This window comes from Lentimonas sp. CC4 (assembly GCF_902728235.1).
Taxonomy (GTDB): Bacteria; Verrucomicrobiota; Verrucomicrobiia; order Opitutales; family Coraliomargaritaceae; genus Lentimonas.
In genome coordinates, this window is record NZ_CACVBO010000001.1 from 297394 (window position 1) to 315504 (window position 18111).

General features: G+C 52.3%; 15 protein-coding genes. 6 read left to right on the top strand and 9 right to left on the bottom strand.

The features are described from left to right. Window positions 1-19 precede the first annotated feature (19 nt). The 4 genes from GZZ87_RS01330 to GZZ87_RS01345 all read left to right on the top strand — a co-directional run bounded on the left by GZZ87_RS01330 (window position 20) and on the right by GZZ87_RS01345 (window position 5794). Complete coding sequence (locus GZZ87_RS01330) at window positions 20-190, top strand: hypothetical protein (protein ID WP_162028125.1); 171 nt, start codon at window positions 20-22, stop codon at window positions 188-190. 369 nt (window positions 191-559) lie between these two features. Further along, window positions 560-2743 carry a DUF1549 domain-containing protein gene (locus tag GZZ87_RS01335; protein ID WP_162028124.1) on the top strand — a complete coding sequence of 728 codons (2184 nt, stop codon included), beginning with the start codon at window positions 560-562 and terminating at the stop codon, window positions 2741-2743. A 149-nt stretch (window positions 2744-2892) separates the two neighbouring features. Further along, window positions 2893-4173, top strand: coding sequence for a DUF1501 domain-containing protein (locus GZZ87_RS01340; RefSeq protein WP_162028123.1), 1281 nt, complete (start codon window positions 2893-2895; stop codon window positions 4171-4173). Between the two features lie 97 nt (window positions 4174-4270). Beyond that, window positions 4271-5794, top strand: coding sequence for a c-type cytochrome domain-containing protein (locus tag GZZ87_RS01345; RefSeq protein WP_162028122.1), 1524 nt, complete (start codon window positions 4271-4273; stop codon window positions 5792-5794). A 386-nt stretch (window positions 5795-6180) separates the two neighbouring features. Here the strand turns inward: GZZ87_RS01345 and GZZ87_RS01350 are convergent, their stop codons facing one another. After that, window positions 6181-7305, bottom strand: coding sequence for a hypothetical protein (locus GZZ87_RS01350; protein ID WP_162028121.1), 1125 nt, complete (start codon window positions 7303-7305; stop codon window positions 6181-6183). Between the two features lie 258 nt (window positions 7306-7563). Beyond that, window positions 7564-8697: a substrate-binding domain-containing protein gene (locus GZZ87_RS01355; RefSeq protein WP_162028120.1), complete on the bottom strand. Its 1134-nt coding sequence runs from the start codon at window positions 8695-8697 to the stop codon at window positions 7564-7566. Window positions 8698-8835: 138 nt separating this feature from the next. On the opposite strand from GZZ87_RS01355, the gene xylA reads away from it, so the two are divergent. Then, window positions 8836-10140: a xylose isomerase gene (gene xylA, locus GZZ87_RS01360; RefSeq protein ID WP_162028119.1), complete on the top strand. Its 1305-nt coding sequence runs from the start codon at window positions 8836-8838 to the stop codon at window positions 10138-10140. A 150-nt stretch (window positions 10141-10290) separates the two neighbouring features. After that, window positions 10291-11835, top strand: coding sequence for an FGGY family carbohydrate kinase (locus GZZ87_RS01365; RefSeq protein WP_162028118.1), 1545 nt, complete (start codon window positions 10291-10293; stop codon window positions 11833-11835). Between the two features lie 199 nt (window positions 11836-12034). On the opposite strand, the gene mgtE is transcribed toward GZZ87_RS01365, so the two are convergent. From mgtE to trpA, 7 genes are all read right to left on the bottom strand, one after another. After that, complete coding sequence (mgtE, locus tag GZZ87_RS01370) at window positions 12035-13411, bottom strand: magnesium transporter (RefSeq protein ID WP_162028117.1); 1377 nt, start codon at window positions 13409-13411, stop codon at window positions 12035-12037. 90 nt (window positions 13412-13501) lie between these two features. After that, a complete protein-coding gene (locus GZZ87_RS01375; protein ID WP_162028116.1) occupies window positions 13502-13861 on the bottom strand; it encodes a hypothetical protein in 360 nt (119 codons plus the stop codon). 57 nt (window positions 13862-13918) lie between these two features. After that, on the bottom strand, window positions 13919-14578 hold the full coding sequence (locus GZZ87_RS01380; protein WP_348534029.1) for a GNAT family N-acetyltransferase: 660 nt from the start codon (window positions 14576-14578) through the stop codon (window positions 13919-13921). A 174-nt stretch (window positions 14579-14752) separates the two neighbouring features. After that, window positions 14753-15469, bottom strand: coding sequence for an adenylate/guanylate cyclase domain-containing protein (locus GZZ87_RS01385; protein ID WP_162028114.1), 717 nt, complete (start codon window positions 15467-15469; stop codon window positions 14753-14755). Further along, entirely contained in the window at window positions 15470-15946 is a 477-nt protein-coding gene (locus GZZ87_RS01390) for a Pycsar system effector family protein (RefSeq protein ID WP_162028113.1), read from the bottom strand. It lies immediately after the preceding gene. A gap of 76 nt (window positions 15947-16022) precedes the next feature. Beyond that, window positions 16023-16802, bottom strand: a complete 780-nt coding sequence (locus tag GZZ87_RS01395; RefSeq protein WP_162028112.1) for a hypothetical protein — start codon at window positions 16800-16802, stop codon at window positions 16023-16025. 427 nt (window positions 16803-17229) lie between these two features. Then, window positions 17230-18042, bottom strand: coding sequence for a tryptophan synthase subunit alpha (gene trpA, locus GZZ87_RS01400; RefSeq protein WP_162028111.1), 813 nt, complete (start codon window positions 18040-18042; stop codon window positions 17230-17232). Window positions 18043-18111: the final 69 nt, after the last annotated feature.

Here is an 18111-nt window from a genome sequence, read left to right on the forward strand (position 1 = left end):
CAAATAGAAATCCTATTGCATGTGTTGGTTACTCGGGGAGGGACGGCCTCCGCTGCCTGCTGCGTTCTACGCTGCTTGCCGCGCTCTACACCGCCGTCCGCCGAGCACCAGCACCGGAACCAAAGCACTCAAGCACAGCACCAGCACACCGCAAGACGAGGCGGAGCCTGAGTTCATCCCGCCCCAATAGGTTGAGCTAGAAATCACAATTCTTGATGCGCGCCAGTATTACGATTATGACGTCGATAATCCTTATAGCTCTATTTGTGAGACAGTCTCTAAGCACGCGCCCTACAGGTGCACATTCCCATCAATCCCCTGTAAAAAAACACATTTTTTTGCAACTTACTTGGCGATTTGCTTATATATAGTATTAACAATTGCTAGACCCCGCATTCCAGAATCACCCCGAAGGAAGGACTCACCCATTCGTTTACTACCCAAAACACTGTTCCACATCGCAACTTGTGCGCTTTTAGTCGCTCAATTTACCTCAAGCGCATCTGCTCGGATTTTTACACACGTAGAAGGCAGAACCATTGAGGCCGACCTCGTCTCCATGCGCAATGAGCAGGTTACCTTTCGACGCACGGCAGATCGAAAGACCTTCACGCTTCCGCTCTCGGATTTCTCGCCCAAAGACCGCGCCTACATTCTCGCCCAAAAAGAAGCAGGCCGACTCAGCGCGACAAACTACCTAGGCAGCAACCAACCCGACGTCGCTCGCGTCACGAAACGGCACGACCACTTCGGCGCTAGTGAGCAGATCGACGAACTACTCGCAAACTACTGGAAGGCTCAAGACGTCACTCCAGCCCCTGTGATCGACGATGCCACCTACCTACGCAGAGCCTACCTTAAAATCATTGGTCGCATTCCAAGCTACGCCGAAGCCGTCCACTTCCTCAACGACAGCAACCCACACAAGCGCTCCGAACTCGTTGACAAGCTCTTAGACTCCCCCGGTTACGTCAGCCACAATTTCAATCTCTGGGCCGACATTCTGCGCGCCAAAACCACCGGCCGCGAAGGGAGCCGCTACGGTGGCGTTTATTATATCCCCTGGCTCAAAGACCAGATTCGCCGTAACGTGCCTTACGACGATTTCGTGAAGACACTGCTCACCGCCAACGGCTACCCATGGGACAACCCCGCAGTCGCCTACTACCTGCGCGACTTCGGCATGCCACTCGATAACATGTCGATGACCGCTCAAGTCTTTCTCGGCACACAAATGCAATGCGCCCAATGCCACGACCACCCCACCGATGTCTGGAGCCAAAAAGACTTTTACGAACTCGCCGCTTACACCTACGGGCTAAAGACCGGCGTCAACATACAGAATGACAATCCGGAGCTCAAAGAAGTGATGAATCGGCTTCGCGCAGAAACGAAGAAACAAAACAAAGGCAAAGTGCCGGGCTACCAAAAGGCTTCCCCTCTAAGCGCCGGGCGCGAATTCTTCGATCCGCTACGCTGGGGCGTCATTCACACCGAGCGCCCACTCAAGCTCCCACATGACTATCAATACGACGATGCCGCTCCTAAAGACGTCGTCGAGCCCAAGATCCTCTTCGGCAATCAGTCCGACGCCAAGCTCCACGACTCCACCGACCGCGTGGAAAGCTACGTCGATTGGCTCATCTCCAAAAACAATGAACGTTTCACCCTCGTCATCGCCAACCGCATGTGGAAACACGCCATGGGCAAAGGCCTAATCGAGCCGATTGATGAACTCACCGACGAGTCCGTGGCCGACTCCCCAGAACTCATGGAATACCTCGAGTCCATGATGATCGCGCTCGACTATGACCTAAAGCAATACCTGCGCGTGCTCTACAACACCGAGTATTTCCAGCGCCAAGCGGTGATGGATAACCCCGACCTACCCGACGATTACCACCTCGAAGGCCCGACCTTCCAACGCATGACCTCCGAGCAGATATGGGACTCCTTCGCCACCCTAATGACGCCCGAAATCGACCAATTGCTCACTCCGTCCTACAAGGGTAACAACGGCGGCATCCAATATGTAACTGGTCAGAAACCCGCCGCCGCAGTCTATCTCGACGAATGGTCTCCACAAAAGTTAGCCAGCCACATCATCAAGATGGGCGACGTTTACACCGCCTATTCCGAAGCACGTTCAGCCTATTCCAAAGCCAAAGCAGACCCCGCCCTCAAAGGCACACCTGAGCTGAAAGCGATGCAGCAAGCACTGAACGACAGCAGAAAGGAGTGGAACCAGACGCTCAACCCCGACCTCGGCGAATCAGACTCCCCTCCATCCATGGACATGACGATGATGGCCGCAAACTTCCCGGGCGTCAAAAAAGGCAAGCGGAACAAAGCCGACGAGAAGTGGATCAAAAACATCCGCCGTGCCTCCGAGCTACAATCCCCACAGCAAAACGGCCATCTGCTCGAAGTCTTCGGCCAATCTGATCGCATGCTCATCGAAAATAGCGACGACGGCGGCAACGTGCTACAGGCGCTCTTCTTAATGAACTCCAACCAGACCAACTGGCTCATGGCGCAACGCTCCGCCCCCGTAATGGAAGCACGCCTAGCCGAGAGCCCCGAAGCCAAACTCGAAACCCTCTACATCGGATTCCTAGCTCGTAAACCGACCGCCGACGAAATCGAGGCGCTCCTGCCCTACTTTACCGAAGACCCCGAAAAAGCACGCCAACGCATCATTTGGGCCATGCTCAACACCCAACAATTCCTCTTCATCCAGTAACACAGCCAGCACAGTGTCCGACTCATACTCTCCTCACGAAAAAACGGATTAGGATTAAGAGTAAGATTACGATTAAGAACCCGCCCTCATCAACGTCTCCTGTCCCAGCATCCTAATTCCTAATTCCTAATTCCTAATTCTCCTCTGCTATGTATGACGAACTAAACAAACTGGACGAACTTTCACGCCGCAAGTTCATGCAATACTCAGCCAAAGCGCTCCTCGGCGTCGGCTTATCGGTTGGCACCACCCCGCTCTGGGCTTCGCAGACGATCAAGAAACCGACTGCGCGCAACGTCATCTACATTTATCTAAGTGGTGGCATGAGCCATATCGATACTTTCGATCCCAAGCCGAATTGGAAAGACCAAGGTCCCGTCCAGACGATTGATACCAACGTCGCCGGCATCCAGATTTCCGAATATTTACCAAGTCTCGCCAAGCGCGCCGACAAGCTTGCCATCATCCGCTCCATGTATTCCAACCAAGGTGCCCACGAGCCAGGCACCTACTTCATGCACACCAGCTACACGCAGCGAGGCACCATCAAACACCCCGGCCTCGGCGCATGGCTCAACAGCATGTCAGGTAAGACCAACTCCACCCTCCCCGGTAACGTCCGGATCGGCGGCAGTAACAACGCCCCCGGCGGCGCAGGCTTCCTCGATTCCAAATACGAACCACTCCACCTCGGCAGCCCTGATGACGGCCTGCCTTACGTCGAGCCCCATAAAAGCGTAGACGAAGCCGAACTGCGCGAGCGCATGGCGCTCGCTCAGATGATGGATCTCTCCTTCCATAAAAAATATCCCTCCAAACAAGTGCGAGCATATGGCGACGTCTATGACGAAGCCATCAAGCTGATGAACAGCAAAGACCTCGCCGCATTTGACCTGAGCCAAGAGCCAAAGCTCACTCGCGACATCTACGGTAGTTCCCGCTTTGGCAAAAGTTGCCTACTCGCCCGCCGACTCGTCGAGCACGGCGTGCGCTTTGTCGAGCTCACCCTCGGCGGTTGGGATACCCACAACGACAATCACGACAACGTCGCCGACCTCACCAACCCACTCGATCAATCCGTATCTGCCCTCCTCGACGACCTCCACTATCGTGGTCTGCTCGACGAGACCCTCGTCGTCATCGGCACCGAATTTGGGCGCACACCTGAGATCAATTCCAATGCTGGGCGCAACCACCACCCAACCGCATTTACCTGCGTGCTAGCAGGTGGCGGTATCAAAGGCGGCCAGGTTTACGGCGCCACCGATGCCAGCGGCCACTCGATTGCCGAGAACGGCGTCACCGTGCCCGATTTCAACGCCACCATCGCCTACGCCCTCGGCCTACCGATTGACAAAGTCGTGCACTCCCCAAGCGGCCGCCCCTTCCGCGTCGCAGATAAAGGTCGCCCCGTCACCGCATTGTTCTAAATCTAAAAGTGATACAGACATTCCTGTCTGTCCCATCAGAGTCCGCACCGATCCTACGCAACAGGCAAGAATGCCTGTCTCACTTTCTCTCTTCTTAATGCCTGACTTCTTAATGCCCTTTGGCCCCTTTCACATGGTGGCGCTCCACCTACCAATCGGAGCGCTCACCGCCATATGGTTTCTCGAAATCATGCTCAGCAACAATGGCGAGAAACATAAGAATCCGGCAATTGGCTTACTCCATCTATTCCTACTACTTAGCACGGGACTCACCATTGCACTTGGACTCAGCTACGAAACGCTTGGAAAATATGGAGAAGAAATCGAATCCCACGAACTCTGGGGCTACATTTTTGGCGGCGGCGTTCTCCTCTCCTATTGCCTCTACTGGATTCACCGCCTCGCAGGCAAACGCGGCACCAAGCTTTGCTACATGCTCTCACTAGTCGCCACCACGGTCGCAATGACCGTCGCAGGGCATCTCGGCGGCGAACTCGTCCACGGCAAAGGCTTTCTCACTAAACCATTTAAACCCGAAAGAGTCCGAACCGTCGCTCCCGCTCCAGCCACCGAAGCACCAGTCACCGTCACGCCTGCAGCAGAGCCTGAAATGTCAGTAAGCCCTGACCTAGCAACCACGCCGAAACCGGCTCCGACGCCCGAACCCACCGTAGACAAAGAAATGGAAAGCATGGAGCCAATGATGGACGCAATGTCAGGTGAAATGATGAATTCGATGTCCGGCGAAATGATGGACTCCATGACAGCTGTAGCCCCGATGCCAACGTCCACTAAAGCTGATCCACGCATCGCACTCTTCGAAGACACCCAAGCCATTTTCAAGCGCCATTGCTACAATTGCCACGGCGCGACCAAACAAAAAGGTGACTACCGCTTAGACAGTAAACATTCGATCAACCTCGCAGGTAAAAGCGGATTCGCCGCAATCACTCCAGGCAACGTCGAAGACAGCGAGTTGATGTATCGCATGCTGCTCCCTCGCGATGACGACGACGTCATGCCACCAGAGAAAAAAGATCCCGTCTCCCCCAAAGACATCGAAACCGTGCGCCAATGGATCGAGCAAGGCGCCTACTGGCCTGACGAAGCAGAGCTCAACAGCGCTCCCGGCGAATATATTAAAATCGGCGACACCAATACCGACGAGTGGATCGAGCAAATCAACAGCACCGGAGTGAAAGCCGAATACAATGCATGGGGCGACGACAGTGTCCGCGTCGACCTAGGCGTGGTCGAACCTGGCCAACTCGACCAAGCACTCCAGCAACTCACACAAGTCAGCGACAAACTCACATGGCTCGACTGCAGCCAGCTCACACTCCCCACAGACTTCTTTGATCAACTCGCACAATTCACCAAGCTACAACGCCTCCACCTCGACGGCACCGGAGTGACTGACGCGCAACTCAAACAGCTCAGCCAACTCCCAGAGCTCAGCTACCTGAATCTCTACAACACACAGATCAACGATACAGCACTGGCGACATTGCAAGAATTCCCAAGCCTCAAAAAAGTGTTCGTCAGCCAGACCAAAGTCACCCCAAAGGGAATCAACCAATTAAAGAAAGCCCGCCCCGACTTGGAGCTAATCTATAATTAGGTAGGTAGCGTGCCGCTTCAGCACAATGCCATTGCATATTAATGGCAGCACCACAGGTGCGTTCTATATCAGCCTAGGGCAACGCCCTAGGATTTGAATCAACTACCTCACGAGCCCTGAAAGGGTGACCTAATTCAGTAAGTGCCTAGCCTATCCAATAGAACGCCCTTTCAGGGCTCGATGTTTTTTGGTTTGAATTCCCAGGGCGTTGCCCTGGGCTGATATAGTTTGCCCCGTTGGGGCGAGAAATCGTGCATAAAAATGACACTCTTGTCTTCTGATTAATGCTTGTATCAAGTTTAATATGCAACGGCATAGAGAATCCAGCAAACGTTCCCATGCAAAGTTATGAAAAAACTGTGAAGCGGTTACGATCTGTGCAGAACCTAAGAACATGCGACTGCAATTCCGGGAGCATCAATCATCTGTTGGATCGCCTCTTCTAAATCAATTTGATCGGGGTTCTCACGACTCTGCTCATTGAGTAACTGCATCAATGCCGCCTGCTCGAAGATCTTAGAATCCCCGTCGCTCTGTTGGATATACGCTGCCCACGGCACACACTTCGTCAGCGGAAACAACTGCCCCGGCTTCGGCGAGATATCAATATTCAGACACGAGATAAACAGCAGACGCTTTCCGATATACGCCTTCTCCTTGATGATGCTCCGATACGTGCGGTCAAACTCTGCCTGCGAGTTCACCTGAGCAGCCATTAGTATCGGCGACTTCGCCCGCACAATCCACGGCATCGAATGGATCAAATTATTCTCAAGCACATCCACATCTTCGTTGCCTGCATGAATTGCGCGACGAAACGAAAACAACTCCGACAGCAGATCCCGCCCAATCGCAACACGCTCGCCCTCCGCCGGCCAAAGGACATCCGACAAAAGCGTCCGTAGTGCCTCAGCTGCGATGAAAACACGAGAGGTGCTCTGCGTCCGCAGTAGCACAGGCTCTCCATCCACCATCTTCAGCAATTTACGAAGATCCAGGATCAGCCCTTCCTCACGGCCATCATCTAGTAGCTGATTGTCAATCGTGATCGTGTAGTCCTCCCCCTCGCGCCCTAGGAAGACATTTTTTTGTGCGAATGCATATTCCTCTAAATACCAACTCAACACCATTCCCACTTTGCCACAGGTCGTGCTCATCGTCTGATCCGTGGTCTGCAGACGACAATAGTGACCGAAACTTTCAGTCTCAGGATCATACCCGACATGACTGGCCTGAATAATCACCATATCCTCGCCGTGGTGCGCATGCGGCTCATGTCGCCCAGTTGCGACAATACCGCCTGCCCGACCGTGGTTAAATGGGAACGCACCGAAATGCTTTGTAATCAAAATAATCGGAAAGCCCTGACTCTCATCGGAGCAAAACGCGCGCGAAGGCATCATTTGTCCCGCTCGAAAACCAAAGGATCGGCACAGGTTATACAAGCGCGGCACAAACACGCTGTAGCGCATAGCTTGATCCACCCGAAAATCACGAACGATAGAATGCATTGACACAGTCAACTACAGCAGAGCCCAGAAGGCCAGTCGAATTGATATACTGCCGCGCATCAAGAATTGTGATTCTTGATGGTTCAGAAATCATCGTAGGGGTCGTGCTTGCGCGAACCGCGAAGGCACGAAACGTTGCGAAGCTTCATGAGCTTAAGGCTCTTGCGCGGTCTTCGCAAAGCAAAGCCCCTCCCTCAGGCAGAGAAATCGCTTGAATGCACTTTTCACAAATCATGATGCGCGTGTAGTATAACAGGCTTAACTACCACCCTTTCGAAACGCCGACGGTGACATGCCCTCAACTCGTTTAAAGACCACAGCCATACGCTCGGGATCATTAAACCCACAAAGTTCAGAGATCGTTGAAACCGGATGGTTCGTCTCCGACAACAGCTGCTTCGCACGCGTCACTCGAAGCTGACAGAGCATTTCCCACGGCGTGCAGTGGTAATATTCGCGAAACTTCCGCTCCAATCCGCGACGTGCAATGCGCAAGTCATCACAAAGGATCTCCACCGTAATGGGATCCTGAATACGCTCGGATAGATACGACATCACCCGCCGCAACACCGGATCTTCCACCGCGAGGTGATTAGCAGAATGCCTCAGCACCACGCCGCCTGCTGGCACACGAATCGGCTCTGTCACAGCTGACTCACCGGCAAGTAAGCCACGCATGGCATCCCCCACAGTTTCACCAATCGTATCCCATGGAATCGATACACTCGAAAGCATCGGATAGCTCAAAGCGCAGACCAACTCATCATTATTCGCACCAATCACAGCCACCTCTTCCGGCACGCGAAAGCCCAACTGTCGGCACGCACCACACAAGAAGCGCCCCAACGGATCATGCACCGCAAAAATCCCGATCGGCTTTGGCAACCCCTCCAACCACTCACGCAGCCCCTCCTTAGGCTGAGCAAAATCCTCACTATAACGCGCCTCATCAAAGGCATCTTCTAAGTGCGTCGACACGTGAACGTGTTCGCCGAGCTCACGCTGAAACCCCTCGATCCGCTGCTCTGAGTAAGGCGTCGAATTGCCCAAACACGCAAAGTTCCGATACCCCGCTTGCGCAAAAGCCCGCGCCGCCTCCGCCCCGACCTGCCAATCATCCACATCGATGCTCGTCACCCCCGGATACTGTATATCGGTATCTGCAATCACCGTGGGTAGCCCCAGCTCCAACAGCGCCTCGGTCACGTTCGGCAGCCACTCGGTGATCAATCCACTCGGGTTCAGCTCACTCAACAACGCACGCAGCTCTTCAATCGGACGGTGAATACTCAGAATACGAAAGTCATGCTGACGCCGAACAAACGGCACCAATGAGGGCGTTAAGCGCCTTAGAAACACCTCCGTCATCACAATTGCCACCTGTTTAGCCATGCATCTGAATTAACCAACCTCGCTTGCGCAAATCAACAGAATATATACGCAACATGCGGTTTTCAATTCAGCACCTTTCAGGTATATTCAGACTTTTCTCAATATTAACGACCCCATAGCGACACGCTATTTTTCATTATGCAATATTTCGACTGCGACAAAATTCAATTCGAGGGCACAGGCTCTAAGAATCCACTAGCATTCAAGCACTACAACCCAAGTGAACTGGTCGACGGTAAGTCGATGAAAGATCACCTACGTTTTGCCGCACCATACTGGCACGTCATGCGCAACGAGCTCGCCGATCCGTTCGGTGGAGGCACTGCTCAAATGCCTTGGGACGACGGCACCAACTCCACTGAAAATGCGCTTGCTCGCGTCGATGTCTTCTTCGAATTCCTCGATAAAATCGGCATCGATTATTACTGCTGGCACGACCGCGACATCGCACCTGAGCTCAACGATCTTGCAGCCTCCAACGCAGCGCTCGACGCAGTCGTCGCAAAGCTCAAGCAAAAGCAAAAAGAAACCGGAGTTCAGCTACTCTGGGGCACTGCTTGCCTATTCTCGCACCCTCGCTACTCGCAAGGCGGCGCGACTTCGCCAAACGCACAGGTCTATGCGTATGCTGCCGCACAAGTTAAGAAAGCGCTGGAGTGCACCAAGGAACTCGACGGCCTCGGCTACACATTCTGGGGCGGACGCGAAGGCTACTCAACACTACTCAACACCAACATGAAGCGCGAACTCGATCACCTCGGCGCGTTCTTGCACATGGCAGTCGACCACGCGAAGAAGATCGGCTTCGACGGCCCATTCTACATCGAGCCAAAGCCACGCGAGCCATCGACGCACCAGTATGACTCCGACTCCGCTGCCTGCCTGAACTTCCTCCGCGAATACGGCCTCATGGATCACTTCAAGCTCAACATCGAGACCAACCACGCGACACTCGCGGGTCACACGATGGAGCACGAGCTCACGGTCTGCATGAATGCCGGCATGCTCGGCAGTATCGACGCCAACCGTGGCGACGAGCTCATTGGCTGGGACACCGACCAATTCCCAACAGACGTGTATCTGACCACGCAGGTCATGCTGTGCGTATTGGAAATGGGCGGCTTCACCACAGGTGGTCTCAACTTCGACGCAAAACGTCGTCGCGAGTCCCACGAGCCAATCGACCTCATGCACGCCCACATCGGCGGCATGGATGCCTTTGCACGTGGCCTCAAGGTCGCTTCAGCAATCCGTAAGGACGGCCGCATGGCTGAGTTTGTGCAAACACGCTACAGCACTTTCGACAAAGACATCGGCGCGAAAATCGAAGCCGGCGAAGTCAGCTTCGAAGACCTTGAGAAATACGCACTCGACAACCCAGAGCCTATCGTAGGCAGCGGTCGCCAAGAGCGCATGGAAAATCTGCTCAACGAATTCATCTAAGACTCCCCACTTCGTAGCGCGAAGCTTTAGCGAACGAACGTGTCCAAAGCTTAGGCTCGGGACGCTCGCTGAAGCTTCACGCTACGATTTTACTTTCACTCTTCACTTCTCACTTCTCACTTCTCACTCCGTGCGCAGCACGGCTCCACCATGTCCTACGCACTCGGCCTCGATTCCTCCACGCAAAGTTGCTCCGCACTCATCATCGATGTGGCCCTCGGCACCGTCGTCGCAGAAGCATCTGTCAATTTCGGCGCACAACTCCCGCAGTATAACGCCCCTTCTGGATTCATCCCCGACGGCGAGAATGGTGAAGTGCACTCCGATCCACTCATGTGGCTCGATGCCCTCGAAATGCTGCTCAAGGAGCTCGCAGCGCAATGCGACCTTTCCAAAGTCACCGCCATTTCCGGCGCAGGTCAGCAACACGGCTCGGTCTACCTAAACGACCAGTGGTTCTACGAAATCGACTCGCTCACCACCGACCAAGCACTGTCCCAACAACTCGCGAAGACACTTGCCCGCAAGACCTCTCCGATCTGGATGGATGGCTCAACCGGTGAGGAATGCCGCGAAATTGCCAACGCTGTCGGCGGCGATACCGTCGTCTGCGCAAAGTCAGGCTCCATCGCTATCGAGCGCTTCACCGGCCCACAAATCCGACGCTTTTATAAAAACGACGCGGCTGCTTACGAGCAGACAGACCGCATTCACCTCGTTAGCTCATTCCTCTGCAGTGTCTTAATCGGCGGCGACGCTCCCATCGACACAGGCGATGGCGCAGGTATGAACCTCGTCAACATTGACGCCTGGGATTGGGATACCGACTTGCTCGAAGCCACCGCGCCTGAACTGCTCAAAAAGCTACCTCCGGTCGCTCAAGGCAACACGGTCGCTGGCACACTCAGCAGCTACTTTACGAAGAAATACGGCTTTGCCACCGGCGTGCCTGTCACGATTTTCACAGGCGACAACCCAAGCAGCCTTGTCGGCATGGGCGCCAGCCAACCTGGTAAAGTCGTGATATCACTCGGCACCTCCGACACATTCTTTGCAGCGATGCCAAACGTCGTCGCCGACCCCACAGGCAGTGGTCACGTCTTCGGCAACCCAAGTGCCGGTTCGATGTCACTGCAATGCTTCATCAATGGCTCCCTTGCTCGTGAAGCCGTGAAGGATAAATTCAACTACGATTGGGATCAATTCTCGCAAGCCTTTGCCAATACACCGCTCGGCAACGACGGCAATCTCATGGTGCCCTTCTTTCGCCCGGAAATCAGTCCACGCATCGAGCTTGAAGCACCGATCCTCAAAGGCAGCTCTTCATTTGAAAATTGGGTAGATGCCGACGCCGCGATCCGCGCCTGCGTCGAAGGTCAATTCCTCAACATGAAGCTGCGCACCGATTGGATGCAACTACAGCCCGAAGTGATCTACCTCACCGGCGGCGCATCGAAGAACAACGCGATCGCTCAAGTCATCGCCGACATCTTCGATGCCAAGGTGCAACGCCTCGCCGTAAGCGGCTCTGTCGCCCTAGGAGCCGCCATGCGCGCCGCCTCCAACAGTCTTGGTAAAAGCATTTCGGAGCTGGAAAACACTTTCTGCCAACCCGAAGCGGACAGCACCATCGAACCACAAGCCGATGGCACTATCTACGCAAACGCCACGACTGCATTCGATGCATTGATTTAAGAAACCGTAGGGGCTTTGCTCGCGAAGACCGCACAAAGGCCACAAGCACACAGTGTTCCGTAGCTCAGCAAAGCCTGAAGCGGTTCCGATCTATGCAGTGACGGAGGTTCATGTGATCGAAATGGCTTCAGTCTTCGCTAAAGCTACGCCATGACAAGACGCCAGTCCGCTACGAATCAACGAGCATGTGACGCTTCCTTTAAATTAAATAAGGCAGGCAAAGCGTGGCTAATCCTAGAATGAGGAGAAAGCCACACATGTCTGTGATCGTCGTCAAAATAGGACCAGAGGCGAGTGCAGGGTCTTGTTTCATGGCTTTGAGCAATAGCGGAACGAGTCCGCCGACGCAGACGGCGATGATCGTATTGAGCGCGAGTGCAGCAGCGATCACGAAGCTGAGAACGAGATTGCCCTTCCACAACCACGCCAAAAAACCAATCAACAGTCCGAGGCTCGCACCGTTGATGAGCCCGAGGCTCGACTCTTTGATGAAAACACGGCCGAACTCCTTCGGGCTGATGAGGTCGAGCGAGAGTTCGCGCATGGACACAGCGACTGCTTGATTGCCAGAGCAGCCCGACATGTCGGAAATGATCGGGATGAAGACAGCAAGCGCGATGACGGCTTCGAGTGTATCCTGATAATAAGCGATCACACTGGCGGAAATGAGATTGAGCACAATATTGATACTCAACCAGGAGAGACGTCGCCGGCTTCGGACGCCTAAAGGCATGGAGCGCAGCTCCTCCTTGCCCATCAGACCTTGCAGTTTGAGCAGGTCCTCTGTCGCGGTTTCTTGCAGTGATTCGGTGGATGCATCCCGGTCGACGATGCCGAGCAGGTGATTCTGGCCATCGACGACAGGAAGCCCGAGGAAGTTGTATTGCTCGAATAAACGCTCCAACTCCGGCACGGGTGTGTTCACATCGACCGTGATCGGCTTGGGAATCATGATGTCGCCGGCCGTTTGGTCGGGCTTGGCAAATAAGAGATTACGAACCGGCAGAACGCCGAGCAGCGCATCGCCCACGCCGAGCACGTAGGCATATTGCACACCATACTCGATGTATTTCTCCCGCTTGGACTGAATATCCTGAAGAATTGACGCAACCGTCATGCTGGCCTTGAAGGACACGAACTCGCTATACATGAGCGCGCCCGCGGTGCCATCTTCATAAGCCATGAATTGCCGCGTTTCGGCAGCAACGCCATGCTCCAGCTCATCCAAAATCGCCTCTGAATCGTCATCATCAAGTTCGTTGAGCAGATCGGCGCGGTCGTCACTATCAAGATTAGTGATGATTTGCGCGGCCGCATCGGGCTCCATTTCTTCAATGATGTCAGCACCTTGGAAGTAATAGACATTTTCGAGCACGTCGGCTGCTTGCTCGGGGCTGAGCAGGTTGAAGAGTGCTTTACGCAGATCAGCATCCAGTCGGTCAACAAGCTTGGCGGTATCGTCGACTTCGGCTTGCTTCAGCGTCTCCACCACTGCAGTGGCATCAGACTGCTCGATTGCTTGCGCAAGACGGTCGAGCAGGTCGTCAAAGTTTACGTTAAGGGTCGAGTTGTCCATTGTCGGTGGGTGTGTGTCTTACGCGTAATGCCGAATCGTTTGGCTGGTAAGGTTGCCAGACAGAAATAAACAAAATGCCCGATGGTCAAGTTAAGGTATGTTTGTTGGCTTCAGCACAACACTCCCGTTGAGATCTTCAATGACGTAATAGCCTGCCGTGACAGTCGCTTCGATTTTTATTTCTTTGGCGTTCAAGTCGAGCAGTCCGGGAGTCGTTTGCTTCGAGTAAAGTATGCTAAACTCATGAGTCCCGGGACTGACGATGACATTGGGAATCACCGTATGGAGGTGATGCGTCATCCTTTCAGGTGCTTCTCCATCAACGGCCGTGATCGTATGAATGGACTTGTAGTCTAGAATGATGGCATTCGGTTCAACATCCAGGTTCCGACAAGCGGTGAACACCGTGCAATAGGTAAGGAGGATGAATGCTGTGATCTTAGAGCTCATATTATGACGTCACAGTGAACTGCGGTGTTGATCGCTGCCACGACTGGCATGTTAGATTCAGCTTAGCTTTTTCTCGTAAAACATCGCTCGCCCCATCCTTGGATCTAGTTCGTAGCCATCAAACCCGAATTTTTGATAGACGCTTTTCGCACGTTTGTTCCCTTCCAGCACTTCTAGAGTCAGCTTGCAACATTCAAGCTTTCTGGCGAGTTCTTCAACCTTGGCTAGCAAGGCTTTTGCCAGTCCTATCCCCCTAAACTCCGGTGCTACAAAAAAGTCGTGAACATTGAGTATTGGGCGGCATGCAAAGGTCGAAAAACTTTCAAAATTAATAGCTAGACCAGCAGGCCTTCTATTCGAATAGGCCAACACGACATAACAATTGGGACGCTTTCGGAGTGCCTCAATTAAATGGGTCTTCGTGAACTCAGTGAGTTCAGACCCGCCGCCCATTTCATCCTTCGCATACTCGCTTAGCAGCAGCACGATATCCTTAGAATGCTCTGGTGATGATAAATCAGCTAAAACAATTTCAATGTCGTTCATATTTTTGTTTAACGCCAGAGGATGGAAGAATGAGGATTCGTTCAATTCAATTATTCCCAGAGGCCAGCAGAGCTGGACGGAGCGCGAAAGCGCGTAGATGGCGAACCGCCCCGAAGGGGTGATGAACTGGGTGCCCGCTGGGCAAGAGAAGAACAAACCGCTTATTTCCACTTATGGACGCTTATTTTTTAAGACTTAAATTCTGTGACACGTCGTGCTGGATAAGCGTAAATTAGCGATAATAAGCGGTTAAAAAATCTGGGTTCTTTCTTCTGTATATCGTCAACGTGTAGCACGTATTGAGGCACGAACGGAGTTGGCCACTACTGCCTGGTTCGTCGTCTTTCATGGCTTCCACCAAAAGGTTGATCGATATATAGAAACTTTTTCAGCCAAAAATGTCCAAGATCTATTTTCCCACATATCTTGCTTCGGATCGCCCCCAAGTCTCGCACTTTCGTGAAGCATATTATAAACAGAAGCGGTAATGTATGTCCGGTATTCTCCTGATTCACGAATGTCGCTCAGCTTTGCTGCTAAGTTAGGACCTCGACCTATTGACACTAAATCATTCGTTCCTCTAGCACCTGCTCGAACAATCAGAACCGTTCCTGTGTCTATACCTGTTCCATGTGATATTCTGAAATCAGCATTTTTGACACTATCATATTTAGCCTCGAATTTTGGACGTATGATATACGTGACGACGTAGTTGATTTTTAATGCTGCTTTAGCAGCATTTGTATTCTTCGAGTTACCATGAAACACTGCCATGATTCGGTCACCGTCAAAACTCAGGACTGTTCCATTATGAGCTCTGATTATACGGCAACATGTAGTATGGAAAGATTTGAATATTTTCGCTGCAATCCTTCGATCAAAGGTCTTCGCAATTTGAGATGACTTAGCCAAGTCTGTGTATAAATACGTTGCATCTAATTCTACCGCACCACCAGACAACGCGATATCTTCTGTCGAAGGGACTTTATTGCCCTTTCTCTGGTTCCACTGAGTTGAGATGGTGTTGGAAACGTCAGAAGTGATGTCGTCAAGCAAAGCCATTTAGTTAGCGTATAGTGAATAGACCGAAAAGACCCAAGGGATTATAGACGCAAAGAGGGCTATCATCCCTCTTTTTACCCATGAAAATTTATGCCCTGCAATTTGAGCGTTCCGATGGCATTGATTTGCGAGGTCTTCTTGTAGTGCTTCATCTGAAAGGTCATTTATTGCCTGCGAATACTCTTTGTTATCTCGTGTAACGATGCCTCCAAAGTAAACTACGGATCCCTTTGGTCCAGAAGTGCGAGGAAAGCTTCCTATTGCTGCACAAATTATAGAGGCGAAAAGTAATATAGCAGATATAGCAGATGTTATAGCAGAGAGCATCGTCCAGCTGTCAGCATCAGGTGATAGTGCTGCTAAAACCGAAAGCATGACAGTGCTAAGAGGTAAAATGAGGCCGATTCTGGAGTCGGCCGCTGCTATCCAATTTAGCTGACGGTTTAGTATTTCTTGGAGTAGTTCAGTTTTATTCATTTTCCTGACTAACGTAGACGAGAGCGATAGATGAGCGCCAGCGAAATCTATTGTCCATCCTCGAGGGTTGGACCTGTTATTTTGGTGGTTCGATCTTCTTGGTTAGCTCTTCATCTGAGATGTCAGAAGGAGTATCAATTAGCACTTTCTCTGCGCGCTTCATTCCTTTGTTCTTCGCGAGAGTAAGCTGTGCTTCCTCGTGGCATGTCATCATGCGAACTTTAGCTTCCTTACCGATCTTGATTGCTTCGTAGATAGGTGTCGCGACTGGAACTCCAGTCGCCCCATCGACGACACTCAAACAAAGCCTAATGCTCCAATCTACCCAAACATTGATTTCGTTGATTGAGGATTTTTTTCTCTGTTTTAGGCCGTGGATTATCTTCTGTAGATCCCGATGGGTGCTAGGTGTAAGATAGTCGTCACCTTCATTCAGAATCTGCTCTAGTAGTTCGATCAGTTCCTGAACTAACTCATTCAAGCGCTTATCTTCCTTATACTTTTCGAAGATCTCATCGAATGAGATTTCTTTCTCTGCTTCGACTAGAATCTGGGGTAAGGCTTCTAGTGCTTTAAAGTAACCCGAAAGACGAACGGGATCGATGAGATTACCTTTGAAGTGCTTAAATTTATGGCGTGCCTCCACTAGGTTCGGTGGCTGCATATTCGGCCCATACATCGAAGAAAGTCCTTCGAATTTCAATTCGATTTTCTCCTGTAGTGATTCGAATTGTTGCTTCTGTGACTCGCTGCCTAGGCGATTCTCTTTCGACGTGATAAATGAAACGCCTAGTTTCTGAATCTCGTTGACTTTGCTCTTCAGGTTAGAGTGCCAGGCTTGGTGTTGTGTTTGCATTGTTTCTTTGTCCAACAAGTTATTAGAGCATTTTACGCTATGATTCCGAGGCGCCCCCAGTCAAACGGATTAAAGATAGGATAATTCCATTTCCTAATGCGCTATCATTCTATTTAGGGTAATAGCGCATTTTGCGCTATCATAATTCCCTGACGCCACGATGTGTTCATACAGTGCGTTGCTGCTCCTGTCATGAAAAGTGCGTCCAAGCTGTTTCCCTATTTTGTCGTAGGGGCTTTGCTCGTCTCGTGACCATGAGCTTGTCAAATGGCGAAGACCCGCGCAAAGGCCGTAAGCACACGAAGTTATGTGGTGTCTCCTACGCTCGCGGGTGCCGCAAGCAGCACCCCTACGAAGACTTCTGAACCATCAAGCATCACAATTCTTGATGCGCGGCAGTAGAACTCCCTCCGCTAGCCAAATCAGCCTACGCCAACTTACCCAAGGCATTGCCTTCAAGCAAAGTGTTCATCTTTGCGGTAAGCGCATTTTCAATAGCTGCCGCGTCGCCTAGATTTTCGGCGATGCAATTCACAATCGCGCTGCCGACGACGACGCCGTCTGCGGCTTGAGCGACGGTGCTGACGTGATCGGCATTTGAAATACCAAAGCCTACCACAACGGGTAGATCGGTGTATTGTTTGATCACGTCAACGCGGGCCTTAATACCTTCAGACATCGACGCCTGCTCACCGGTCACACCTTCGCGTGAGACATAATAAACAAAGCCAGTCGTCGCTTTGCAGATAATCTCCAGGCGTGAGTCTGGTGTGGTTGGTGCGACGATAAAGACTGTGCCAAGTCCGTGCTTCTCACACGCAGCGAGGTGATCGGCAGCTTCTTCGGGCGGCAGATCCAAAGTCAAAATTCCATCCGCTCCCGCCGCTTTGGCTTCGGCGGCATAGGCCTCACTCCCCTTTGCGAACACGAGGTTGTAATAGGTATAAAAGACGATCGGCACTTCGCTGAATTCGCGCACGGCTTTGACGAGCTCCAGCACGCGCGCACTGGTGCTACCACTCTCCAGCGCACGTTGCGCTGCCAATTGATTCGTCAGGCCATCTGCGAGCGGGTCGGAAAACGGCACGCCGAGCTCCAACACATCGACGCCCGCATCAATCACTGCGCGGCAGGCCTTCACAGACGTTTCAAGATCGGGATCACCGGCGCAAAGGTAGCCGACAAAGGCGGCGCGATTTTCGGCACGGGCAGTAGCAAAGGCTTGTTGGATACGGGACATGGGAACGTGTTGTTTGTTGAAAGTTGTTCGTTAAAGCACTGAAAAATAGTTTCTCAGACAAGACATCTC